Genomic DNA, 24,578 nt, shown 5'->3' with positions numbered 1-24,578 from the left:
TCGTGACGTCGGCTCCTCATGCAGTTCGTGTTCCTGCGCTGCTCTCGGGGACGCAAATTTGCGATCGTCGGCGCTGCGGCAGGAAAGCCTGTGGGGGGCCGTGCCGGTGATGAAGGCACCGTCTGGCGAGCCGGCCGCTTCATATGTGCGTTCGTAGAGGAGCACCTGCGCGGAGCCCGCGGCCACATGCACTTGCACGGCGACCGCCGCCTGCATCGGTGGTCGCTATGTATCGTGTGAGGACTCACGACACCCCCTCCCCGCGCCGCCGGCCGAGTTTGCTGCCCTGGTATTCGGTCAAGAGCCATCCTCCTGCGTCCTGCGTCCTCGCCATCCGTTCGCTCTCAGCAGTGACGGTCGGATGAGCAGGCGAGAGCCGCATATGCTGCTTGCGGCTCAACTGTCGATGCGAGAGGTATCTCTTGAGCAGGCTACTGGACGCGTTCGATGCTCGCGTTTCTCCAAGTGACAGGATCTTCGGCCTGTATGACACATCCGTCGATACCTATGGGATGGATGCGGATTCCACGAAGTGGTTGCTCTCCGCCCCCGGTCTCGTGTACATGCAGGTACCGGCCCAGGTTATTCGGGCCACTGTGCGGCTGGAGAGCTGGTCCATTCTCCCTCCGGAAGAGGATGTCCAATGGTTCGGCCGAGAGGAGGTGGAGGTGCGACTTCCTGGCGGCGACCTGGCCATCCATACCATCGACGGGGGGCGGCAAGAGGTCCCGCTGATCCTGCCCTCGCCCGGCCTGTACACGATGCGGTGGCAGTGGATGTTCAACAGCGAAAGCGGTCCCTTCACCTCACCGCTTTCGTGGCGCACCCTGGAGGTTCCTCCGGTACGGGATGAGAGACTGAACGACAGGGATCTTTACTGCCTCGTCCAAATCTGGCGCACCTCCGCCGAGTGAAAAGGAAGCGGGGCCGGTCGGTGACCGGCCCCGCAGCACTGTCGGTGTGACTGGATCGCTCCAGGTCAGTCGCCGATACGGATGATGTACGGATCGTGGCTCAGGATACGGTCGTTGTCGTACCAGGCGCCTAGACGGCGCCCGGCTTCCTGATTCTCGGTCGGGTCGATGTAGCGGACGGAGAAGTCGTTGAGGTACTCGTCACCTTCGTACTGGTGACGCGCGGCCCCCTCGTAGCTTGATGCGAAGGGGAATTCGTCGCAGTCGAGGTTCTCCCCTTCGGCGGGACGTCCGGGCATGCCGCTGCTGTTACAGGTGGAGGAGACTATTGCACGATTGGCGTCGTAGCGGTCTCGTTCGGTCACCCCGTAGCCCGGCACCAGGCGGTGCATCGGATCCAATGGATCTCCGCCGGGAACGTTCTTGCCGGTCTTCGTCGGGTAGGTGCTGTCCGGGTCGTCGAGAGCGTCGCCGATGTGGTCCGCGACCGCTGCGACTCCGAGATACGGCTCGCCGCCCGTGTTGGGTACGCTCTTGTCGCTTCTGTCGTAGCGCAGAGCGGGTGTGGCGTCAGGGAACACGGACCCGAGCTGGGCCCGTTGGTTGTAGGCGGCGCTGTCGAAGCGCACCTCTCCTTCTTCGCCTTCGGACGGAATGACCTGACCGTAGCCAGGGATGGTGAATTTGAGGACCGGGGTGAACAGCCCCGTGGCAATCTGGTCGCCGTTGGCGACGTCGGGTGTCTTGGGCGCTGCTGACCACAGGTCGAACTTGGTGTCGCCGTCGGCGTTCCACTGGCTGGGCGAATCCTCGCGGCCCTCGTAAATCCCGTCGAAGCATGCGTCTTCGTCCCTGGCTGTCGATGGGACTCCGATGGCCCAGTCGCCCTCGCATTCCAAGGTGGCTTCCAGCTTGGAGCCTGCCTTGTTGAAGTCTCCGTTGGTGGTCTTGACGTCGATGTTGAAGTCGAACTCGGCGTACCGCGTGTAGGGGCCGGCGTCCAGGCCGCCGATCTTGCCATACCCGATGAGTGTGTTCCGCGAGATGAAGAGGCCCTTGATGTAGCATCCGGGCGGCCACAGGCCACAGCGGATGGCGGGCATGACCGTCAGGGTTTCCTGGCAGTACGAGAACCGGTTCTTGATCCAGCCGGCCCTGTTGTCCGAGTCGTCGGCGTTCACGCACTCATCGACGTCGGCGATGTAGTCGTACGGGTCGAGGCCGTTGTTCTCTGGCTTGCGGCCGCGTATGAACCGGTCGCTGGGAGTGGTGTACGTGCGCTCCCAGACCGCCTGCGTCTCCACGGGCTCGACTGCCGAAGGGCCGGTGCGCGGCAGCACACCGAGTGCCTCGAGGTTGCCGTCCCGGTTCAAGACTTCCTCGATCCGGGCGGGGTCGGCGATCAGTTCGGGGTTGTTGATCGTGTAGGAGTCGCCAGGCTGGAGGTTGGTGGGGACCCCGGAGGCCGCAGTCTCCACAACGAACGTCCGCCACGGGGACCAGCCCAAGTTGTAGTGGGTTCCGTCGTAGGCGTTGGTGCGGAACTTGTACGCCTTGCCGTCCGTCAGTTGTCCATCCGGGACCTGAACGCTCGCCCACTCACCGGGCTCCACGTAGTCGGAAACGAGCACGCCGTCCCCGGCCGGCGTGGTGATCGGCGTATTGGTCTCAGCGTCGTAGACCTGGAAGCTGCCGCTGACCCGGTCACCGTCCGCATCCTCGAACTTGTCCCTGAGGGTCGGGGTGAGGGTGTTGACCCCCCACACGCCTTCGTAGGACCTGAACGGAGGGCCGGCCTGCTGAGCCGATCCGTCCTGCGGACGGTAGTTGTATGTGACCGTCAGCTTGGGCTGATTCGCCGACGCATTGGCCGAGTTGACACGCTTCCAGGCCGCGACGGCGTCAGTGGCGGCGCGCAGACCCATGTGACCGCGGGTCGCCTTGGCGGATGCCCAGGTCTGCACGAGCGTGTCGACGTCGGCGTTGATCCATCCGTCCGGCTGGCTGCTGGTACAGCCCGGGTTTCCGCGCGTCTCGGCGGACGAGTGGTACTGCTGCTTCCAGGTGGGCTGGTTCGTCCACCTTGACGAGGTCGACGGCGCACTCGTGTCCCAGACCGTCCAGCTCTGAACGGAGCAGTCGGTGTTGCCGGAGTGGAAATTCCACAGCGCCAGGTTCGTGTCAATGATCAACGCGTCCTGGATGGGAGTGGTGTCCCAGACGATGAAGGACCGCGCGGTGCGGGGCGTTCCGTCCGCGTTGATGGTTCCGGGGTTGCCGAGGTCGAGTTCGACGTCATTGGACCAGTCGACCGTCTCGCCCTGCTGCACGTACGTGTCGTAGGCGCTGGCGAGGGCGGAGGTGGAGGGGTCGACCGTAACTGGGTAGTGCGTCTTCTTGTCGACGAGGAAGTCGGCGTCCGGGGTGACGACAAGGTCGATCTCACCCTGCCCCTTGTCCACGACCTCCATGTCCACACGTGCTCGTCGCGTGTGTTCGCCGGATACCTTGTCGACAGCCGAGTCCCACATCACCGGTGCGGGCATGGTGGCCCGGACATCCCCGGTCTCGGCGTCGGTGAACACCACCGAGTCGTCCTTGCCGGCCTCGGCGGTCATGCCCTCGGCCCGCACTGGCAGGGTGTACGTGAAGTTCCCGCCGTCCGGCTTCTCGCTTATCTCGACAAATTGCTCAAAGCCTGTCCGGGTCGCTTCGACGATCACATCGGCGCCGGGGACAGCGTCCTGGTAGCGGGCGCGGGTGCCATTGAGTTGCGGTTCGGGCAGTCCGCCCTTCCACTGGAGAGTGATGCTGTCCTCGCCACTGCCCAGAGTGACCAGGTTTCGCGCCGAGGAGTCCTGTGTGGCGCTCAAGGACTTGGCCCGGGAGCCGCCCTTACCCGCGAGGCGCAGGCCGTTGGGATGCTCCTTGGCCCGCACCGAGCCGTCAGCGGCCCTGGTGAGGGTTACGTCGACCTTTCGCCAGGCACCGTCCCGCCATACCCGCTCAGGGCCTGCGGTGAGTTCGGTGGTCACCGTGCCGTCAGGGTTGGCTACCGTGGACGACGTAGCGGTCGTTTCGTCGGGAGCGGCGACCTTCTTGCCCGTGCTCTTCGCCTCAGCAACTGCCCAGCCGAGGGAGCCCTTGACGTGCGTAGCCGCCTTCTTCGCGGCTGTCTTGCTGTCTGTGGCGTCGGACAGCCGCGCCACGGACTGGGCCGCCGAGGTGTCCTCTGACACGTGCTGCGTGGCAGCGCCCGCCCCACCCACAGCGAGTGAGCCTTCCGCGAGGATCAGCAGGGCGGTGCCTACCGCCAGCTGTCCCGTCCGTCTTTTCCTGCTTTTCCTGGTACGGGATATTCGCGCGTGCACCAACCGCACACCCTTTCTTCACTCGGCAAGGTCTGCAGGCACTGTAGGGTCACGTGATCACTCGCGATCGTCCGCGAGATGAGATGACTGAAACGTGGTCACGGCCCCGGTAGCTGGAGCTGGTGGACACCGAACCGCAGCGTTCCAAACGTCGCGGACGTCACGTCACACTGGTCGTCCATCAGGCTGAATAGCGGCTCTTGACGCGGTAGGGAACCAGCCTCCATCAGACCCAGAACGGTTCAACCGGGATGACACCCATCTCCAGGCGGGCCAGCCCTTCTGTGTCCTCCGGCTCAAGTGGGGCGACCGCCTGAGCGATGGAATCGAGGAGAACGGGGTCGCCTGCGAAGCGGTGCTTGTCGAAGTACTCCGTGGCCCTACGCCCTGAGCGGAGCACAAAGTCCTCAGTCAGGTGGGATGCGGCATGGACCTGTCGTGCCAAGTCTGAAGAAGCTGCAAGACCGGGGTGTCTCATCAACTGTCCTCTTCAGCAGGCGAGGAGCACAGGACAGTAGGGCTTCCGCCACTCACCGAGTTCGCTACACAGGGCCTGAGCCAGAACCGCATCGCATGAACATCACGCCCCTGTCTGGCCTCACGGCCGGACAGGGCATCTTTGTGCGTTTTCGGAAGGTTACGCGCCGAGCGAGTCGATCAGATGGTCGTCGAGATCGGCGAACCAGTGCTCCCGCCGCCATGGCCGCAGCTCGTGGCGAGCCCGCCGCAGCCGGATCGACGCCACGCGGCCGCCCGTCGTGGACGCTGCGTCGATGCAGCCGTGCAACAGGCCGGCCGCCGACTTGGGCTCGTCGAGGCGGATCCGGGCGAGAGCCTGATCGGTCGCAACGATCGCTCGCTGCACCTGCTCGCGTGGCGCCAGCAAGGCATCGGCCGAGGCGGCGAAGTAGTCGTGCGCCTCGGACGCGTCACCCACGTACAGCGACGTGATGCCCTCGAAGCCACGCAGGTGCGCCGGCGAGAACGACATGCCCGCCGGGTCGCCGTCCCGGTTGCTGTCCATGTCGTACCAGGCGAGGGCGAGCGAAGTCTGCGCACTCTTCTGCACGCCGCGCCTCGCCGCGATCTCAGCTTGCAGCGCGTGCGCCCGAGCACGGATTGTCACGCTGCCACCAGCGCGAGCATCCCGCACGGCGGCGTCGACGAGCTGCTGCGCCGCGTCCACCCCGGGGGTTGAGTAGAGGGTGACCAGGGCGTGACTCATGTGGACGACAGATCGGTGCCACAGCGCACCAACAGCGCCGGCCGCAGTGGTCGCCGCGGCGTACAAGGCACGCGAAGCGTCATCGTCGCGTGTTTCGAACGCCAGTCGGCCGCCGAGCGTGTACGCCTGCGCCGCTACCGTCTGCAAGCCGGGCAGTAGCCCGTCGGGGACCGGGCCTTCGAGTAGCCGACGGCACGACTCGATCACCGGGGAAAGCAGCAGTTGCAGACGTACGAACGGCAAGGATCCGACACGCTTATTCACGTCACCGACGACTGCGCGCAGTGCGTCGAGCACGCCCTCGTCGAGCCGGCCGGGATCGGCGAGCGCCGCCGACAAGCCGTCCTCTGCCGACGGGCCGAGCAAGGCAAGCATTCCGGCGCCGGTGTCGGTCGCCGTGCGCATCAGTAGCGTCCGTAGCTCGTCGAGACGCCGTTCGCTCTCTCCGAGGTAAGCGAGTGCGTCGAGCAGCTCGGCGGCGTCGGAGCCCGGGCCGAGAGCGATACGCCCGTCGCTTCCTCGGGCGTACAGGTGGGCGAGCAGGAGTTGATATCGCTCGGCGGGCAGGACTGGCGCTTTGCTGGATTCCCAACGAGCGACGGACCGCTGCACACTCGCGACGCTCGCGTCGAGCGGCTGCCCGAGGTCGGTCGCTTTACGGATCACGGCTCGGGCGGTGTCCGCGAGGGACCAACCACGCGCGAAACGCAACCGCTTGAGCGTGGCGGCGCCAACAAATCTGTCGTACGCGCTCATACCGTCATGATGCACGTTTCCGGGCTCACACGGGCACGATCAGCCGTGGTTTCCCCTGCACGGCTGCATAGTTGATCGTCTGCCACGTTCCCGACCCGCCCTCGGCGCCATCGAGGGGGAACCCGAGCGTCATGTCGGTGCGATCGACCATGTACCGGTTCCGTGCGTGAAACGCGGGCGTCTGCAACTCCGCGGCGCCCAACTCGACGATGTCGTCGATCCGATCGCGGCACCGCTCGATCGCCTGCCGTGCTTCCGCCGGTTGCTGCGCGACCATACCGGGCACCACGACGGTCAGCCGCGAAACGGTGTTCCCGGCAAGCCACAGCAGCGACAGGCTGTCGATGCCGCGCGCGCCGCCGATGTAGAACCGGGCGTCGGGCGTCGCCCATGGTGAGAGGTAGCGGTCGAACAGGTCACTGAACCAGATGAGTTCTCGGTGTTCGGTCTGCCGCGTACCAGTGATCGCCGCAGCTAGAGACATTGATCATCTCCGTGTCATAGGTTGTCAGGTTCCGCGCGTGAACGCGCCGCGGTGCAATCTGCCCATGGACGCGATGACCGCATCGGCCATTCTGGTCGAACAACTCACGGCGCACGGGCCGTCTGTCGCCAAACAGGACGACGGTACGCTCAGCGTGACAAATCCCCAGTACGCCCGTGTCGGCGAGAACGTCACCGTCGGCGGAAGCTGCTACCTCACCAACTACGGGTACGAGATCGGGCAGCACGGCGATGAGCCCGCCACCACCGACCGCGTTGCATTCCTGCTCGGACTCCCTGTCCGACAGGCGGTGGCCAGGTGACTACGACACGGCACTCCGTCGACGCCGACGAGATCACCCGGCTGATCTCTGAAGCACTCAGCGCGACGGGCACCCTGCCGCCCCTGTCGCGGCTGGAAGAGCTGGACAAGGCGCTGCGCGGGGAGATCGAGCGGCTTGTTCCCCTGGCACAGCGTCAGGCCGACGCCGCCCCGCTGCGCTCCCGCACGTGGTACGCCCGGATCCAAGCCTCCGAGCGCGCAGAGGACGCGATGCAGTACCAGCTCGGCGCGGCCCCGCTCGCCGGGGCGATCCACGTGGGCGAGCTGGCCCGCCGAGTGTGCGAACTGCACGAAGCGATCGAGGGCAGCGGACCATGATCTGCGCATACTGCGACAAGCCGATCGAGGGCGAGCCGCGCGCGATCATCCCGGATACCGCTTCGGGCGCTGCGCCGACGGTGTACGTCTGCCCGTACCCGTGTCGACCGGCAGTGCCGCGACAGACCGCTCCCTCGGGTTTCGGGAGTTGAACCCCCGCCGGCGCCACAGGGCGAACGTGGCGCCGGCGGGCCCAACGTCATCGGCACGTGCTGTTCGCCGATCGTGCCGGTGACGCGGGGCAGGCCCGTTCCTCGTTCCCCCTCGGGGGTGGGCCGCTCACCGCCGTACCAGTTCCTCCGGCTCGACACGCATTGCGTCGGCGATCCGGATCAGGGTGTCCAGCTTCGGCGAGGAGTGGCCCTGCTCGATGCGGTTGTACGCCGCGGCGTCGATCCCGGACCGGCCGCGCGCGTCCCGTCGGCAACGACATCCAGCGAACCCGTATCGGCTACGCGCGCCGCGACCTCGGCTCAGCCCGCGCCGAAGCCCTCGCACGGCTGGACGCCGTCGGCCTCATCCGCATGGGGCCCCGGCATGACGTGACGCTGTTGGCGAATCGGTCGGACGGCCGTCGGCCCGTGTTCCGGGGCTCATGATTGGACAGTTTGTCACGGCGACACGCCGCTGAAATGGAGCCTCTGCCGGGACAGACTGTCCGAACACCGGCCGCTACGGGATTCGCCAACAGCATCATGACGTGACCGGGCCCGCCGCCTCCCCCGAAGCAGCGGGCCCGGTGTGCCGCGGAACGTCTGCCCTCCCCCGAAGGAGACGTTCCGCGGCCGGCCCCCGGCGCCGGTCTGTGGCCACGGCGCCCGGGCGTCTGTGAGCCGCGCGGTCACCAGCACATGACCGCCGTCTCGCCCGCGCCCCACGAGGAGTACAGGCGCACCCGGACGACATAGCGGCGGCCCTTGACGAAACGGGCCCTGATCGTGGCGTTGCGGGGTGTTCCCCCGTCGTCGAGTCCGGCGAGGTAGCGGGGCACGCCGTCCCGCTCCTCGAAGATGACGACGACGGCGTCGCTGTCGCCGAAGGTGCCCACGGAGTACTCGCGGGTCTCCGGCGGGTCCACGCGGAAGTCGGCCTGCTCACCGGGTCCCAGACCCAGCGGCACCGAACGGAACGGCACCAGTGGACCCGGCCGGCCGATGGGCGGGTACCAGCGCAGGGCGAACTCCTTGTCGGCGGCGGAGAGGGTACCGGGCGGGTGCAGACCGGAGCGGTAGTGCTCGGGCTCCAGTATCAGCCCCGACGGGAAGGGATACTCCATGATCGACTGCGGGTCCCAGACCGGGCCGTTGACCTCGTCGCCGTCGAGCTTGCGCAGGATGTTGTGGAAGGTCCGCTCCCGGCTCCAGTGGTTCGGCGGGCCCGCCAGTTCGGCGTAGACCGCCTCGTCGTCCCAGAGGATGCCGGCGAACGGGCTCTGGTGCTCGTGGAGCATGCCGAGCGCGTGCCCGATCTGGTGCAGGGCCGTCGCGCGCTCACCGGGTGCGGTCAGGTCCCAACCGAAGTTCATCGTACGGTCGTTCAGACCCACCCGGAGCGCGTCCTTGCCCACCGCCGACCAGGACCCGTCGCCGGGCTGGAAGCCGATGCGCAGCTCCGCCTCCGAGCGGTCGCGGACCTCTTCGAGGTCGATCCCGATGCCGAGGTCCCGCCACTCCCGGAAGCAGTCGCGCACCACGTCCCGCTGCTCGTCGGTCCCCACCCACGAACCCCGCCGCGGCCGCCCGGTGCCCGGCATCGGAACCACGGAGGTGTCGGTGTCGCCGCCGAGGAAGCAGTAGTGCAGAACGGTTCCGTTGACCCACATCCGCTGCCCGCCGACCAGCGCGGCGACGCGCTCGGCGGCCAGCCCCGGTGCGAGCACGGGGGCGGGCTGCTGCGCGAGCGAGCAGTAGCGTGCGGTCATGGCCCCCAGCGTGCCGTCCGACCCGGCCCGGGCGCCTGAGTCGAGGGGTACTCAAGTCACCCTGTATCAGGGATGAGTATCCCGACTCATGTTGCTGTGACGACTACTCTGCGGGACGCGAAGACGCTGGAGATGCCCTGGCCGTTCACCGGACGGGCGGACGAACTGGAGCTGGTGCGCCGGTCCGTGGCCGCCGGACGGGCCGGCCTCGTGCTGACGGGCCCCGCGGGCTCGGGCAAGACCAGGCTCGTGACTGAGGCCGTACGCGGCACCGACTGCGCCAGGGCCGCCGGGACGCCCGAGACCCAGGACATCCCCTTCGCCGCGTTCGCCCATCTGCTGCCCGAGACCGTCACCCTGCACCGGGCGGTACAACTCCTGTCCGGCGTTCGGCTGCTGCTGGTCGACGACGCGCACCTGCTCGACGGCGCCTCCGCCGCCCTCGTGCACCAGCTCGCCGTGCACGGCCGCACCCGGCTCCTGGTCGTCGCCACCGACGGCGTCCCCGTGCCGGGCGCGGTGTCCCGGCTGTGGTCCGGGGAACTGCTGCCGCGCCTCGCCCTGGAGCCGCTGCCCCGAGAGGAGACCGCCGAACTCCTCACGCAGGGCGCGGGCACCGGCCTGGAGCCGCTCACCGTCGACCGGCTGCACCGCCTGTGCCGGGGCGACCTGCGGCTGCTGCGCGAGCTGCTGACCGCCGTACGCGAGGAGGGGCTGCTCGTGCCGGTGTCTGACACCGAGCGCCGTGCGTGGCGGGGGCCGGTACCCCTCACCGCGACGGTCCGTGAGCGCACCGCCCACGTCCTCGGCCGTACCCGCCCCGGGGAGCGGGAGACGCTCGAACGCCTCGCCTTCGCCGAGCCCCTGCCCCTCGACCTGGACACCCTCGACGTGCGGACCCTGGAGCAACTGGAGGCCGAGGGCCTGGTCACCGTCGACGACCACGGCGCCACCCGCCTCGCACACCCCCTGCACGGCCCGGTCCTGCGCGCCGCCGCGGGCCGGCTGCGGGCCCGGCGCCTGGCCCGCACCCCCCAGGAGTGCGGCCCAGCCCTGGAGGCGGAGCGGGCGGCCCTCGCCCTGCGCATCGAGCAGGCCGACGTACGGGCGACTCAGACCCCCGTGGGGGAGTGGCTGGCGGCCGAAGGAGCCCCGCTGCCTGCGCCGTACGCGGCGCTTCGGGCCCGGTTCGCCCTGCTGCGCGGCCGCCTGGGCGAAGCCGCGGCCTGGGCGCGCGAGGGCCTGCGGACCCGGCCCGACGACCCGTCCTGCCTGGCCGAACTGGCCTCGGCCGTCGCACAGTCCGGCGACGCGCCGAAGGAGAACGAGGGGGCTGCCCCTGCCCCGTCCGTCTGGACCGCCGCCGCCCGCGGCGACCTCGACGCGGCGGTCCGGCTCGCCGCCGCGGGCGACCCTTACGACCCGTACGACGCGTACGACGCCGTGCGGCTCGGCGCTCCCGAACGGGCGGCCGGCCGGCTGACCGGCGTCTTCGCCGCCCACGCCGACGCCCTCGCGCGCGGTGACGGACCGGCGCTCGACCGCGCGGCGGAGGAGCTGGAGCGGCGCGGATTCCTCCTCTTCGCGGCCGAGGCGCACGCCCAGGCGGTACGCGCCCACCGCGACCCGCATGCCGCCCGCAACGCCCGTACCCGTGCCGTCGCCCTCGCCCGGCGCTGCCAGGGCGCCCGCACGCCGGCTCTGTCCGGCCTGGCGCTCGGCGAACTCACCGCCCGCCAGCGGCAGATCGTCACCCTCGCCGCCTCGGGTCTGAGCAACCGGCAGATCGCGGAGAGACTCACCCTGTCCGTCCGCACCGTCGGCAACCACCTCTACGGCGCCTACACCCGCCTCGGCGCGGGCGACCGCGGCGCCCTGCCCTGGCTGATGGAACTGCCCGAACCCCAACCGGCCTGAAGCCCGAGCCCTATCCGTCCTGCCACCGTGACCCGACCGGCCTGCGCCCGAGCCCCAACTTGGCCTGAGGCTCGAGCCCTATCCGTCCTGTGCCCGCGCCCAAACTGTCCTGCGCCCGCGGCCTTCCGGCCTGCGTCGGAGCCCTATCAGGCCTGAGCCCCGCGCCCTTCCGGCCTGCGTCGCGGCCCTAACCGGTCTGGGGCCTGCGCCCTGACCGGCCTGCGTCGCGGCCCCAACCGGCCTGAGGCCTGCGCCCCGACCGGCCTGCGCCGGGGCCCCAACCGGCCCGAGGCCCCCGCCCCAACCGGCCCGCGCCCGCCGCCCTCTCAGGCCGCGCCGAACGCGGAGAAGGCCCAACCCGTCGCCTGGTGCACCGCGTCGCCCGGCAGGGCGGTCCGTGCGTCGCGCAGTGCCTCCGCCAGGGACAGGCCGGCGTCCAGCCCTTTGTGCAGCGCGAGCATCAGCGGCACCACCGCCGCGTCGTTGACCGGCGCGGTGCACGCCACCACCCCTGCCGTGCCCAGCGGCAGCAGGGCGGTGACCAGTCCGAGCAGCTCGTCGGCGCCGACCGACGCGAAGCGGGCGGTGTCGCAGCAGGGCAGGATGATGCGGTACGGGCTGCGGTCCAGCCGCTCGAGGTCGTGCACGATCAGCGGCCCGTCCGCCATCCGCAGCGACGAGAACAAGGGGCTGTCCGCGCGGAAGGTCCCGTGCGCCGCGATGTGCGCCAACGCGGCCCCGTCCAACTCCCGCAACACCCGCGGCACCCGCGCCTCGTCCCCCTCCAGGACGGTGGGCTCCGCGGCCCACGCCGCCCCGCCCCCCGGCGTCCCCGGCGTCCGCGGACCCCCGTACCGGTCGGAGAGTTCGGGCACCTCCGCACCCTCGCTGGCCAGTCCGGGGCCGCGCACCAGTACCTGGCGGCCGCTGGGCGGGGGAGCGGTTTCCCTCGCGCGGAGCCAGCTACTCGCCGACGGCGACACGCTCAGGACCCGTTCGCGCAGTGCGGGCAGCAGCGCCCACGGCACCCGGTGCAGCCGGCCCGGCGGGACCACGACGACCGGACCGGTACCGAGGTGTGCCGCGGCGGGCCCGAGCAGCAGCTCCTGAAGGCGCGCGCCCGCCGCCTCCACCAGCGGCAGCCGCGCCTCCGCCCCGGGGTGGGCCAGCCGCCGCAGGCCGGCCTGTACGTGCTCGGCCTCCCGCTCCGCCTCGGCCAGCAGCCCCGCCTCGAACCGCCGTACCCGTCCCTGCCCGCACAGCAGTACGTGCACGCGCCCGTCGAGCACCGCCAGCTCCACCAGCCGTACGTCGTCACCCAGCCGCCGCAGCAGCCGCCCCACGTCGAACCGGTCGCCGTCGTCGGGAGCCGCACCCCGCATGTGCAGGGTGCGGGAGCGGATGTCCCGTTCCAGGCGCCGCTGTTCGCGCTCCAGGGCGGGGGCGGGCCGGCCGCCGTCCGTGCGGGCCTCCTCCGCGCGGGCGGCGAGTTCCCGGAACGCCGTCATGGCGCTCAGCAGCACCGGATCGGCCGGCGGCCGGGTCGGCGGCGCCGACAGCACCGTCGCCCGCCAGCGCTCGCTCCACACCAGCAGCCGCCGAGGCCCGCCCGAGACCAGGCTCGCCCGCTGCGCCAGCGCCGCCAGCTCCGCGCCCTGCGCGGTGGCCCTGGCCCGCAGCTCCGAGGCGCCCAGCGTCATCCGGTGGTCGTCGAGGACGTCGAGACCGCGCCGGCAGGCCTCCAGCACGCCCCGCGCCGACCCGGCCGCCCGCGCCCGCAGCGCCTGCGCCGCCCAGCCCGTCATCCGCGCCAGCGGCGGCCCGTTGTGGCGGCTGCGCGCGGCGACCGCCAGATGCCGTTCCGCGTCCGCCGTCCAGCCGAGTCCCAGCGCGATCCGCCCCGCGAGGAGTGACGCCTCCGGCGCGGCCGGCGCCCCGAAGGCCGCCAGCCGATCCGCCACCGCCGCCGCGTCCGCGACCAGCCGGCCCGACCCGCGTCCCGTCGCGACCCGCGCCTCGATCAGCACCAGCCGGGCATGCGTCTCGTACCAGGTGCGCCGCTGGGCGGCGAACAGCCGTACCGCGAGTGCCGCGCGGGCGAGCGCCGTCCGCGGATCGTCCGCGAGCCGGGCCGCCCGCGCGGCGACCAGCAGCAACTCCCCCTTGCGGGTGGACTGCCCGCCGATCCCGTCCAGCGCGGCGATCGCCCCGTCCGCCTCGGTCAGCGCCTCCGTGGCCAGCCCAGCCGCCATCAGGACCTCGCACCGCCGGATGGTCAGCATGAACGTCGGCGTGCCCAGCTTCGCGTACCGCTCCTCCGCCTCGTCCAGCAGCCGCAGCGCCGCCGGCACGTCACCCGAGCGGAACGCCGCGAGCCCCCGGCTCTCCACCGCGTCGGCCTTGTCGTGCTCCTGGCCGGTGGTGTCCCACAGGGCCTCCGCCGCCGTGAAGTCGGCGTCCGCCCGTTCCACCGAACCGAGCGCCAGATGCACGGTCGCCCGCAGCGTCAGGGCCCGCGCCGTCCAGATCACGTCGTCCGCCTGCCGCAGCACCGGGATCGCCCGCCGTACGTCCTCCAGCGCCTCGCCGTGCCGGCCCAGTACCCACCACACGTACGCCCGCCGGAACAGCACCCGCGCCCGGGTGTGCCCGGTGCCGCGCGCCACGCCCTGCTCGAACGCGGCCAGACCGTCCCTGGTGCGACCGGAGTGCACCAACGCGACCCCGAGTGTGGCCAGTACGTCCGCCTCCCGCTCGGCCGAGTCCGCGCGGGCGGCGAGATCGCGGGCGCGCCGCAGGTGGGCGAGGGCCCGCCGGGTGTCGCCGAAGTCCCGCTGCCAGATGCCGATGACCTGATGGGCGATCGAGGCGTGCAGCGGTGAGGGATCGGCGCCGAGCAGCTCCTCCGCCCGCGTCAGCGCCTCGCCCGGGGCGGCGAACACCATCGGCAGGAGTTCGAGAACCGAGTCGTCGTTTCCCGCTGTCACCCCACGGATGGTAGTGCTCCGGAACCATGCCACACAGGTTCGAGTCTGTATCAATCAGCCACCCCGGGACTCTGATTGACGACCGCGGCCACCACTTCACCACGACCGTCACCGCCGCCGCCCCAGTGGAGGACATGACATGGCACCACAGCGATTCCGCGAGCAGTTCGACCAGATCCAGCGCTCGATGCCGGACGTTCCGCTGGTGATGGGCCCGGACGACTCCGCCGAGTTCTTCTACGAGAAGGGCGTCGTCCTCGCTCGCGACGGTGAGGAGGCCCGCCTCGTCGAGGACACCGTGCGCGACCACTTCACCACGACGGCCGACCTGACCCCGGACCACGTACGCCGGACGAGCCCCGAGACCAACCGCACCGGCGTCACCCGCATCCAGGTCGGCGATCCCGGTGAGGGCGACCGCGGCGGCGACCCCACCGTCGCCCACGCCCTGCGCTCCCTCAGGACGAGTGAGGGACGCGCGGGCCGCAGGCTGATCAGCCGCAACCACGTCGTCTCGATCGCCGTCAACGCCTGCCCGGGCGACGAGCCCGTGCCCGTCCCGCTGAGCGAGCCGCCGAACCCGGCCGCCGACGGGACGCCGTACGACGCCGGGACCGCCGTCGGCGTCCTCGTCATCGACACCGGCCTGATGCACGACTACCGGTCCTACCCGCTGCTCGCCCACACCGACGGCGACGCCCAGATCAGAGAGTGCGACGACGACGGCGTCCTCCAGCAGTACGTCGGCCACGGCACCTTCATCGCCGGGCTCGTCGCCGCCGTCGCCCCCAACACCGAGGTGACCGTCCTCAACACCCTCAACGACGCGGGCGCCATCCTGGAGTCCGAGCTGGGCGAGAAGCTCTTCGAGGCCGTCGACCGCGACGGCTGGCCCCAGGTCCTCAGCCTCTCCGCGGGCACCTCCAACGGCCGCACCGACGGCCTGCTCGGCGTCCAGGCCTTCATGGAGGAACTCCGCGACCAGCGCACCCTTCTCGTCGCCGCCGCCGGCAACAACGCCAGCGCCACGCCCTTCTGGCCCGCCGCCTACGCCGACCTGCCCGGCTGGGAGAACTCCGTCCTGTCGGTCGGCGCGCTGCGCTCCGACGGCGAGTTCGGCGCCTGCTTCAGCAACCACGGCGGCTGGGTCAAGGCGTACGCCCCCGGCGAGCGGCTCACCAGCGCCCTGACCGGCTTCGGGGCGCCCGTGCCGTACATCTACCAGCACTCCACCTACGACGCCTGCCGGTTCGGGTTCGCCTACCCCTGCACCTGCCAGTACCCCCGGCACAACGGGGTGCTGAGCGAGCCGGGCGAGGCGCCCGCCAAGCCGGACCAGGTGATGTTCGAGGGGCACGCGCAGTGGAGCGGCACCTCCTTCGCCACCCCGGTGGTCGCGGGGCTGGTCGCCTCCCACATGACGGCGCACAAGGAGACCGACCCGCGTGCGGCCCGCAAGCAACTGCTCGCCGCCAACACCGAGTACGCGGAAGTGCGCGGGGCGCACGTGCCGGCGCTGCTGCCGCCCACCTGGCGCCCGGCCCCCTTCGACCCGCCGGCCGGCGGGTCGTGAGCTGCCTGACGACGGTCGGAACCACCCCCTCCACGGCGTACGATGACGTGTCGTACACGAGGGGTGGGACCGTGGACCGTGCAGATGTCGGGGCGCTCGTCCAGTCGGCCGCCGACGGGGACGCGGCGGCCTGGAAGTCACTGGTGGACGGGCTCGGCCCGCTGGTGTGGTCCGTCGTACGGTCGCACGGACTGTCCGACGCCGACGCGCACGAGGTGTACCAGACCGCCTGGTTCCGGTTCGCCCAGCACCTGGGGCGGATCCGTGAACCGGAGAAGACCGGGTCCTGGCTGGCGAGCACGGCACGGCACGAGTGCCTGAAGCTGCTCAAGGCCTCGAAGCGGTGGACGCCGACCGACGATCCGCAGCTTCTCGACCGGCCGAGCGAGGACCGTACGCCGGAGGAGTCGGTGCTCGACTCCGAGGAGGCCGCCGCGCAGACCGAGCGCGTGCGGCTGCTGTGGCAGGAGTTCGAGGAACTGGGCGAGCGGTGCCGCCAGTTGCTGCGGGTGCTGATCTCCTCGCCACCGCCCAGTTATCAGGAGGTGTCCGCCGCGCTGGGTATCGCGGTGGGCAGCATCGGGCCGATGCGCCAGCGCTGTCTGCGCAGGCTGCGCGCCCGGTTGGAGGCACGGGGGACGATATGAGCGATCTGAACGACGACTTCGAGGACGACGAACGGACCGACGAACGGACCGGCGAACGGGTCGACGAACGCGCCGACGGGACGTTCACGGACGAGGAACTCGGCAGCGGGCTCCTGGAGGAGGAACTGCGGCAGGCCGCCGCGATCCTGGACCCGGTCCCGGCCGAGTTGCGGCGGCTCGCCGTCGACGCCTTCGCACTGCACGACCTGGACGCCCGGGTCGCCGAGCTGACCTTCGACTCGCTGGTCGACGGCATCCCGGTCAGGGGAGAGACGGACCCGCCGCGGATGCTGACCTTCCGCGCGGACGGGGTGACCGTGGATGTCGAGGTGACTGCGGACGGCCTGATCGGCCAGGTGCTGCCGCCGGGGCCGGCCGGCATCGAGGTGCTGAGCGGCCCGCGCGCCCACGCCCGGCTGACGACGGACGAGATGGGCCGGTTCACCGGCGAGGCCCCGCCCACCGGCCCGTTCGCGCTGCGGCTGCGGACCGGCCGGGAGGTGGTCGTGACGGAGTGGCTGCGCGCCTGAGCATGCCTGCGCCTGCCTGAGCGCGCCGTCGTCTACCAGGCGCAGGGCAGGATGCGCGGGCCCCGGATCATGGTCTTGCGGCGCCAGGCCACCTGGTCGGCGGGGACCGCGAGCCGCAGGCCCGGCAGCCGCTCCAGCAGGGTGTCGACGAGGAGTTCGGTCTGCATCCGGGCGAGAACGGCACCCGTGCAGAAGTGGTGCCCGTTGCCGAAGGCCAGGTGCGGGTTGGGATCGCGGTCGAGGTCGATCCGGTCCGGGTCGGGGAAGACGTCCGGATCGCGGTTGGCGGCCAGGTAGGAGACGTACACGGGGTCACCGGCGGCGACGCGCACCCCGCGCACCCCGCGCACCTCGACGTCCTCCAGGGCGATGCGGGCCAGGCCCACCGAGGTGCGGTGCGAGATCCAGCGCAGCAGCTCGTCCAGGGCGGCGCCCCGCGCCTCGGGACGTTCCCGCATCCGGGACATCAGCTCGGGGCGGGTCAGCAGCAGGTACAGCATCTGGCCGACGTTGTGCGTGACGGCCTCCCCGCCGATCTGCAGCGGCCCCGCGAGCCCGACGGCCTCCGTCTCGCCGACCTCGCCGCGGCCCACGGCGGCGCCGAGCATCGAGTACACATCGCTGCCGCTGCCGCTGCCGCTGCCGCTGCCGCTGCCGTCGTTGCGGGCCCGCGCGCGGACGGTCTCGGTGATCCACCCGTACAGGCCCTGTTTGGCCCGCTCGGCGGCCTCGGCGCCGCCCGAGGTGGAGATGATCTGCCGGGTCCAGGAGTGCACGCGCTCCCGGTCGGCGGCGGGTACGCCCATCACCTCGCTGACGACGGTGATCGGGAAGGGCTCCAGGACCCGCTCGACCAGGTCCGCAGGCGGCCCCTCCTGGACGATCCCGTCCACCAGGCCGTCCAGGATCCGCTGCGCCCGGGGCCGCAGCTCCTTCGTCGCGCCCACGGTGAACGCGCCCGCGACCGCGCGCCGCAGCCGGTTGTGGTCGGGCTGGTCGGCGAAGGCGAGTGAACCGGGGCGCGGCTTGAAGTGCGGCGCGAGTCGCGTGATCTGCCGCTTCGTCACCTCGGCCCGTCCGAAGCGCGGATCGTTCGTGATCGCCTTCACGTCGTCGTACCGCGTGGCCAGCCAGGCCCAGCCCTCGCCGTGCGGCAGCCGGACGCGGGTCAGCGGCCCCTCGCGCATCAGATCGGCGAGGACCGGGTCGAACTCCGGGCCGTCCAGGTCGAGGGCGGGCCAGTCCCGTACCTGGGGCGGGGACTGGCCGGTGAGAGCGGTGGTCTCCTGCGTCATTCCCCCACCCTCACCGCGCACCCGCCCGGCTGTCGCGCGGGAGTGCTCCAGCCGGTGGGCGGGCAGCGGGTCAGCCGGACACGGCAGCGGGTCAGCCGGACACGGCGTCGACGAGCGCCGCCAGCGACGCCGCGAGGCGCGACAGGCCGGGCCCGGCCGGACCGCCCGGCTCGGCCATGTAGGTGTCGCGGCGGATCTCCACCATCAGCGCGCCGACCTCGCTCCGCTTCCGGTAGAAGTCGAGCGGCACGTACGTCCCGCCGAACGGGCTGTCCAGCCCCGTCTCGCCGCACGGGGCGAACGCCTCCCGGGCGGCGGTGAGCAGCTCGGACGGCGTGTGGAACGCGTCGGTGCCCAGGCATACGGGCGGGCGTGGCCCCTCGCCGTGCAGCTCGTAGGGGAGCGGCTCGCTGGGGTAGGAGTGCACGTCGACGATCACGGCCCGGCCGGTGGCCGCGAGCCGGTCCGCGACCGCCTCGGTCATCGCTCGCGCGTACGGCCGGAAGTACCGCTCGATCAGCGGTTCCGGATCCGTGTCGCCGGACCGCAGCACCTCGCGGTGCGACGTCCGCGTGTACACGGCGCCCATCCCGACGGCTGTCATCTCCTCCCGCTCGTCCGGAAACCTCTCGGGGTCGACGACCAGCCGCGACGCCCGGTTCACGAACCGCCAGGGCGCGACACCGGCCAGACGGGCCGCCGCCTCGGCGATCTCCGCTGTGTGCGAGTCGGTCATGTGGTCCAGCTCCCGCTCCAGCTCCGCGTCGGACAGGACGATGCCGGGACGGACGCCGGCCGGGACCGCGCGGGAGGAGTGGGGCACGTGCAGGATCACCGGGGACCGTGCGGCCCCCGGCAGCAGCTCGAAGGCGGTCGGGACGTCGCTCATGGGGCGGCTCCGAGGGCGTCGTGACCCGGAGGAGCTGATCGCGCCCCGGGAGTGGGTGAACAGGCGGCACCCCGCCTCCGAGGGGACGGAGACGGGGTGCCGGGTGTGCCTGCTGGCCGGGGAAGGATCAGGCGAGGGAGGCCAGCGCCGCGTTCCAGGTGGCCGACGGGCGCATGACCTCGGCGGCCTTGGCCGGGTCGGGCTGGTAGTAGCCGCCGATCTCGGCCGGCTTGCCCTGTACGGCGGTCAGCTCGTCGACGATCTTCTGCTCGCCCGCGGTGAGCGTCTCGGCGAGCGGCGCGAAGGCCTTGGCCAGGTCCGCGTCGTCGGTCTGCTTGGCCAGCTCCTGCGCCCAGTAAAGGGACAGGAAGAAGTGGCTGCCGCGGTTGTCGATGCCGCCGACGCGACGGGTCGGGGACTTGTCCTCGTTGAGGAAGGTCGCCGTGGCGCGGTCCAGGGTGTCGGCGAGGACCTTGGCGCGGGTGTTGCCGGTGACCTCGGCGTACTGCTCCAGGGACGGCACCAGCGCGAAGAACTCGCCGAGGGAGTCCCAGCGCAGGTAGTTCTCCTTGACCAGTTGCTGCACGTGCTTGGGCGCGGAGCCGCCGGCGCCGGTCTCGAACAGACCGCCGCCCGACATCAGCGGGACGACCGACAGCATCTTGGCGCTGGTGCCCAGCTCCAGGATCGGGAACAGGTCGGTCAGGTAGTCGCGCAGCACGTTGCCGGTGACGGAGATGGTGTTCTCACCGCGGCGGATACGCTCCACCGACAGCTTGGTCGCCTCCACCGGGTTGAGGATCCGGATGTCCAGGCCCTCGGTGTCGTGCTCCGGCAGGTACGCCTTCACCTTGGCGATCAGGTTGGCGTCGTGGGCGCGGCCCTCGTCCAGCCAGAAGACGGCCGGGTCGCCGGTGGCGCGGGCGCGGGTGACGGCCAGCTTCACCCAGTCGCGGACGGGGGCGTCCTTGGTCTGGCAGGCGCGGAAGACGTCTCCGGCGGAGACCGTCTGCTCCAGCACGGTGTTGCCGTCGGCGTCGACCAGGCGGACCGTGCCCGTGGTGGGGATCTCGAAGGTCTTGTCGTGGCTGCCGTACTCCTCGGCCTTCTGCGCCATGAGGCCGACGTTCGGGACCGAGCCCATGGTGGACGGGTCGTAGGCGCCGTTGGCGCGGCAGTCCTCGATGACGGCCTGGTACACGCCGGCGTAGGAGGAGTCCGGGATGACGGCGAGGGCGTCGTGCTCGCCGCCGTCCGCGCCCCACATGTGACCGGAGGTGCGGATCATGGCCGGCATGGACGCGTCGATGATGACGTCCGAGGGCACGTGCAGGTTGCTGATGCCCTTGTCGGAGTCGACCATCGCCAGCTCCGGGCCCTCGGCCAGCTCGGCGTCGAAGGAGGCCTTGATCTCGGCGCCCTCGGGGAGGGACTCCAGGCCCTTGTAGATGCCGCCCAGGCCGTCGTTCGGGGTGAGGCCGGCCTTGGCGAGCGCCTCGCCGTACTGCGCGAAGGTCTTCGGGAAGAAGGCGCGGACCACGTGGCCGAAGATGATCGGGTCGGAGACCTTCATCATCGTGGCCTTCAGGTGCACGGAGTACAGGATGCCCTCGGACTTGGCGCGGGCGATCTGGGCCGTGAGGAACTCGCGCAGCGCGGCCACGCGCAGCACGGAGGCGTCGACGACCTCGTCCTTCTTCACGGAGACGGACTCGCGCAGCACCGTGGTGGTGCCGTCGTCGCCGGCCAGCTCGATCCGCAGCGTGCCGTCCTCGGCGATCACCGCGGACTTCTCGGTGGAGCGGAAGTCGTTCTCGCCCATGGTCGCCACGTTGGTCTTGGACTCGCCGGTCCAGGCGCCCATGCGGTGCGGGTGGTTCTTGGCGTAGTTCTTCACCGAGGCCGGGGCGCGGCGGTCGGAGTTGCCCTCGCGCAGGACCGGGTTGACCGCGGAGCCCTTGACCTTGTCGTAGCGGGCGCCGATGTCGCGCTCCTCGTCGGTCTTCGGGTCGTCCGGGTAGGCCGGCAGCGCGTAGCCCTGGCCCTGGAGCTCGGCGATCGCGGCTTTGAGCTGCGGGATGGACGCCGAGACGTTCGGCAGCTTGATGATGTTGGCCGCGGGGGTCTTGGCCAGCTCGCCGAGCTCCGCCAGGGCGTCCGGAATGCGCTGGTCCTCGGTCAGGTACTCCGGGAACAGGGCGATGATGCGGCCGGCCAGCGAGATGTCGCGGGTCTCGACCGCGACACCCGCCTGCGAGGCGTACGCCCGGATCACCGGCAGGAACGAATACGTCGCCAGGGCCGGGGCCTCGTCAGTGTGTGTATAGATGATGGTCGAGTCAGTCACCGGTGCTCCGCTCCACGTCTGCAACATTGCTCGACATCAAGATATCTCGTGACCGGCCCTGGCTCGACAGGGGTGGTGCGGAGATTCCGGACACCCTGCGGTCACCGGACACACCGCGGTCACCGGAAACTCCGCGGTCAGGGGAGCGGGACAACGTCGGCGTCCTCGCCCGCCCGCTGCTGCGGGAACGTCACGGCGGCCCCCTGCTGGAGCGCGACCGTCCGGGCGGGCGACGGAATCCGGATGCCCTCCGCGCGGTAGCGCCGGTGCAGGCGCTTGATGAACTCGTGCTTGATCCGGTACTGGTCGCTGAACTCGCCCACGCCCAGGATCACCGTGAAGCCGATCCGCGAGTCGCCGAAGGTGTGGAAACGTATCGCCGGCTCGTGCTCCGGCACCGCGCCGCCGACCTCCGTCATCACCTCGGCGATCACCTCGGTCGTCACCCGCTCCACGTGATCCAGGTCACTGTCGTAGGAGACACCCACCTGGACCAGCACTGTCAGTCGCTGCTCGGGGCGCATGAAGTTGGTCATGTTCGACGTCGCGAGCTGCCCGTTCGGGATCACGACCAGGTTGTTGGACAGCTCACGGACGGTGGTCTGGCGCCAGTTGATGTCCTCGACGTAGCCCTCCTCGCCGCTGCTGAGCTGGATGTAGTCACCGGGCTGCACGGTCTTCGAGGCCAGGATGTGGATGCCCGCGAAGAGGTTGGCCAGCGTGTCCTGGAGGGCCAGCGCGACCGCCAGACCACCGACGCCCAGGGCGGTGAGCATGGGCGCTATGGAGACGCCCAGCGTCTGCAGCATCACCAGGAACCCGATGGCCAGCACCAGGATCCGGGTGATGTTGACGAAGATCGTGGCCGACCCGGCGACCCCGGAGCGGGACGTCGTCAGGGTCCGCACCAGACCGGCGACCACCCGGGCCGCCGTCACCGTCGCCACGAAGATCAGCAGGATCGTCAGCACCTGGTTGACGTGGTGCTGCACCGTCCGCGTCAGCGGCAGCGCCGCCGCCGCCCCGGCCACGCCGCCCGCGGCCGCCGCCCACGGCGCGAGCGTGCGCAGCGCCGCCACGACCACGTCGTCGCCGCCCCAGCGGGTGCGCCCGGCGTGGCCCGCCAGCCACCGCAGCAGCACCCGCAGCAGGAACGCCCCCAGCAGGCCCGCGCCCAGCGCGATGCTGGCGGGCACCAGGTGGTCCATGGCCAGCTCCTCGGTCACCGGCCGCCTCCAGGGGGCACGGCCGCGGCGAAGCCCTTCGCCGACGACCGGATGTGATGGTTCGTCACGTCGTCACCTGCTCGATACCTACGGGATGTCGGGGGAGTGGAGATGTCGGGGATGTCGGGGATACGTGACCCGGCCTGTTCGTAGAACGGTTCGACCCGCGCGACCGCTCATCCTGCCGCATCCCGGCGGTGGTCCGTACCCTGCCGAACCGTGCCGACGGGCTGGGCGGGGCGTTTCAGACGATGCCCTCGGCCAGTTCCGCCTGCTCACGGTCGTCGCCGTACGCCGCGGTCGTCGGAGTGCCGTACGAACGGCGGGCGACGAACCACCACACCGTGGCCAATACCAGTACGACGACCAGGGCGACGGCGGCGTAGTTCATCGTGCCGACCGTCACCGGCGACGACTGGGGGAGGCAGAACAGCACGGTGACGAACGCCACCCACACCACCGCGACCCACCCGACCGGCCTGCTCCACCGCCCCAGGTTCCACGGCCCCGGTGTGAACCGGTCGCCCGCCCGCAGCCGCAGCAGCACCGGGATGGCGTACGCCGGGGTGATGCCGATGACGTTGATGGCGGTCACGGCGCCGTACGCCGTCGCCGAGTACAGGGACGGCACCGCGAGCAGGCCGGCCACCACCACCGCCAGCCACACCGCGGCGACCGGGGTCTGGGTACGGGCCGACACCTTGCGCCACAGGGCCGAGCCGGGCAGCGCGCCGTCCCGGCTGAACGCGAACACCATGCGGCTGGCGGCGGCCACCTCCGCGTTGCCGCAGAACAACTGCGCCACGATCACCACGAGCAGCAGCGCGCTCGCGCCGTCCGTGCCCAGTCCGTCGAGCAGGATCTGTGCGGGTGGCACCCCGGTCGCGGTGTCGCGCGTCGCGTCGTAGTCCTGGATGGCGAAGGTCAGTCCGGCCAGCAGCACGAAGCCCGCCAGCCACGACACCCAGATGGCCCGCACGATGCCGCGCGCCGCCGACACCGAGGCGTTCGAGGTCTCCTCGGACAGATGGGCGGAGGCGTCGTAGCCGGAGAACGTGTACTGGGCGAGCAGCAGGCCGATCGCGGCCACGTACAGCGGGTTCTCCCAGCCGGTGTCGTTGACGAACTCGGTGAAGACGAAGGACGGCGACTGGTGGTGGTCGGGGACGATCACCAGCGCGCCGACGATCAGCGCGACACCGGCCAGGTGCCACCACACACTGACGGAGTTGAGCACGCTGACCAGCCGCACGCCGAAGAGGTTGAGGGTGGCGTGCAGCAGCAGGATCACGACGAAGATCAGCATCGTCTTCTCCGGCGTCGGCTCGAAGCCCCACTGGAGATTCAGGAACGCGCCCGTGAACAGCGCCGCCCCGTAGTCGATCCCGGCGATCGCGCCGAGCAGCCCCAGCAGGTTCAGCCAGCCGGTGTACCAGCCCCAGCGGCGGCCGCCGAGCCGGTCGGCCATGTAGTACAGCGCGCCGGACGTCGGATACGCGCTGGTGACCTCGGCCAGCGCCATCCCGACGCACAGCACGAACAGGCCGACGCCCGCCCAGCCCCACAGCATCACGGCGGGGCCGCCGGTGCCCATGCCGAAGCCGTACAGGGTCATGCAGCCGGACAGGATCGAGATCACCGAGAAGCTGATCGCGAAGTTGCCGAAGCCGCCCATGCGGCGGGCCAGCACGGGCCGGTAGCCGAGTTCGCGCAGGCGCTGTTCCTCGTCGGTCGCGGCGCCGGACGCGGCGCGCGGCCCTGGAACGGACGGTTCAGAGGGGCGGGACATGCGAAACCTCCGGGGACGGAAGGGTGGGGGGTCGGTGGGGGTCAGTG

The 24,578-nt window shown here is 70.9% G+C and carries 18 protein-coding genes; 7 read left to right on the top strand and 11 right to left on the bottom strand.

Annotation, left to right across the window (positions count from 1 at the left end):
- Positions 1–422: 422 nt before the first annotated feature.
- Positions 423–914 (top strand): hypothetical protein, encoded by a 492-nt coding sequence (locus tag KUM40_RS18525; protein WP_217167097.1) that lies wholly within the window; start codon positions 423–425, stop codon positions 912–914.
- A gap of 65 nt (positions 915–979) precedes the next feature.
- On the opposite strand, the gene KUM40_RS42680 is transcribed toward KUM40_RS18525, so the two are convergent.
- The 3 genes from KUM40_RS42680 to KUM40_RS18510 all read right to left on the bottom strand — a co-directional run bounded on the left by KUM40_RS42680 (position 980) and on the right by KUM40_RS18510 (position 6,750).
- Positions 980–4,153 (bottom strand): DNRLRE domain-containing protein, encoded by a 3,174-nt coding sequence (locus tag KUM40_RS42680; RefSeq protein WP_374227390.1) that lies wholly within the window; start codon positions 4,151–4,153, stop codon positions 980–982.
- A 769-nt stretch (positions 4,154–4,922) separates the two neighbouring features.
- Entirely contained in the window at positions 4,923–6,266 is a 1,344-nt protein-coding gene (locus KUM40_RS18515; RefSeq protein ID WP_217167095.1) for a hypothetical protein, read from the bottom strand.
- Between the two features lie 25 nt (positions 6,267–6,291).
- Positions 6,292–6,750: a hypothetical protein gene (locus KUM40_RS18510; protein WP_217167094.1), complete on the bottom strand. Its 459-nt coding sequence runs from the start codon at positions 6,748–6,750 to the stop codon at positions 6,292–6,294.
- Positions 6,751–6,814: 64 nt separating this feature from the next.
- Between KUM40_RS18510 and KUM40_RS18505 the strand changes: the two genes are divergently transcribed.
- Positions 6,815–7,072 carry a hypothetical protein gene (locus KUM40_RS18505; protein ID WP_217167093.1) on the top strand — a complete coding sequence of 86 codons (258 nt, stop codon included), beginning with the start codon at positions 6,815–6,817 and terminating at the stop codon, positions 7,070–7,072.
- On the top strand, positions 7,069–7,410 hold the full coding sequence (locus tag KUM40_RS18500) for a DUF6415 family natural product biosynthesis protein (protein WP_217167092.1): 342 nt from the start codon (positions 7,069–7,071) through the stop codon (positions 7,408–7,410). The genes KUM40_RS18505 and KUM40_RS18500 overlap by 4 nt, the downstream gene beginning before the upstream one ends.
- A gap of 279 nt (positions 7,411–7,689) precedes the next feature.
- On the opposite strand, the gene KUM40_RS18495 is transcribed toward KUM40_RS18500, so the two are convergent.
- Positions 7,690–7,908, bottom strand: a complete 219-nt coding sequence (locus tag KUM40_RS18495; protein WP_217167091.1) for a helix-turn-helix domain-containing protein — start codon at positions 7,906–7,908, stop codon at positions 7,690–7,692.
- Positions 7,909–8,251: 343 nt separating this feature from the next.
- A complete protein-coding gene (locus tag KUM40_RS18490) occupies positions 8,252–9,331 on the bottom strand; it encodes a hypothetical protein (RefSeq protein ID WP_217167090.1) in 1,080 nt (359 codons plus the stop codon).
- 72 nt (positions 9,332–9,403) lie between these two features.
- On the opposite strand from KUM40_RS18490, the gene KUM40_RS18485 reads away from it, so the two are divergent.
- On the top strand, positions 9,404–11,248 hold the full coding sequence (locus tag KUM40_RS18485; protein WP_217167089.1) for a LuxR C-terminal-related transcriptional regulator: 1,845 nt from the start codon (positions 9,404–9,406) through the stop codon (positions 11,246–11,248).
- A gap of 326 nt (positions 11,249–11,574) precedes the next feature.
- Here KUM40_RS18485 and KUM40_RS18480 read toward each other — a convergent pair whose 3' ends face one another.
- Complete coding sequence (locus KUM40_RS18480) at positions 11,575–14,193, bottom strand: CHAT domain-containing protein (protein WP_217167164.1); 2,619 nt, start codon at positions 14,191–14,193, stop codon at positions 11,575–11,577.
- 181 nt (positions 14,194–14,374) lie between these two features.
- Here KUM40_RS18480 and KUM40_RS18475 point away from each other — a divergent pair, with 181 nt between their 5' ends.
- The 3 genes from KUM40_RS18475 (at position 14,375) to KUM40_RS18465 (ending at position 16,985) form a co-directional block, all read left to right on the top strand.
- On the top strand, positions 14,375–15,808 hold the full coding sequence (locus KUM40_RS18475; protein ID WP_217167088.1) for a S8/S53 family peptidase: 1,434 nt from the start codon (positions 14,375–14,377) through the stop codon (positions 15,806–15,808).
- 71 nt (positions 15,809–15,879) lie between these two features.
- On the top strand, positions 15,880–16,455 hold the full coding sequence (locus tag KUM40_RS18470; protein WP_308401181.1) for a sigma-70 family RNA polymerase sigma factor: 576 nt from the start codon (positions 15,880–15,882) through the stop codon (positions 16,453–16,455).
- Positions 16,452–16,985, top strand: coding sequence for a hypothetical protein (locus KUM40_RS18465; RefSeq protein WP_217167086.1), 534 nt, complete (start codon positions 16,452–16,454; stop codon positions 16,983–16,985). The genes KUM40_RS18470 and KUM40_RS18465 overlap by 4 nt, the downstream gene beginning before the upstream one ends.
- Before the next feature lie 32 nt (positions 16,986–17,017).
- Here the strand turns inward: KUM40_RS18465 and KUM40_RS18460 are convergent, their stop codons facing one another.
- The 5 genes from KUM40_RS18460 to KUM40_RS18440 form a co-directional block, all read right to left on the bottom strand.
- Positions 17,018–18,280: a cytochrome P450 gene (locus tag KUM40_RS18460; protein WP_217167085.1), complete on the bottom strand. Its 1,263-nt coding sequence runs from the start codon at positions 18,278–18,280 to the stop codon at positions 17,018–17,020.
- A gap of 91 nt (positions 18,281–18,371) precedes the next feature.
- Positions 18,372–19,169, bottom strand: coding sequence for an N-formylglutamate amidohydrolase (locus KUM40_RS18455; protein ID WP_217167084.1), 798 nt, complete (start codon positions 19,167–19,169; stop codon positions 18,372–18,374).
- Positions 19,170–19,296: 127 nt separating this feature from the next.
- The gene (locus KUM40_RS18450; protein ID WP_217167083.1) at positions 19,297–21,516 is read right to left on the bottom strand and encodes an NADP-dependent isocitrate dehydrogenase; all 2,220 of its coding nucleotides are present in this window, start codon (positions 21,514–21,516) and stop codon (positions 19,297–19,299) included.
- Between the two features lie 137 nt (positions 21,517–21,653).
- Positions 21,654–22,724, bottom strand: coding sequence for a mechanosensitive ion channel family protein (locus KUM40_RS18445; protein ID WP_217167163.1), 1,071 nt, complete (start codon positions 22,722–22,724; stop codon positions 21,654–21,656).
- A gap of 262 nt (positions 22,725–22,986) precedes the next feature.
- The gene (locus KUM40_RS18440) at positions 22,987–24,531 is read right to left on the bottom strand and encodes an amino acid permease (RefSeq protein WP_217167082.1); all 1,545 of its coding nucleotides are present in this window, start codon (positions 24,529–24,531) and stop codon (positions 22,987–22,989) included.
- Between the last annotated feature and the right edge of the window lie 47 nt (positions 24,532–24,578).

This window comes from Streptomyces sp. AC512_CC834 (assembly GCF_019049325.1).
GTDB lineage: Bacteria > Actinomycetota > Actinomycetes > Streptomycetales > Streptomycetaceae > Streptomyces.
Note: the sequence above shows the minus strand (reverse complement) of the source record. Positions and strands in the feature narration are given on the sequence as shown.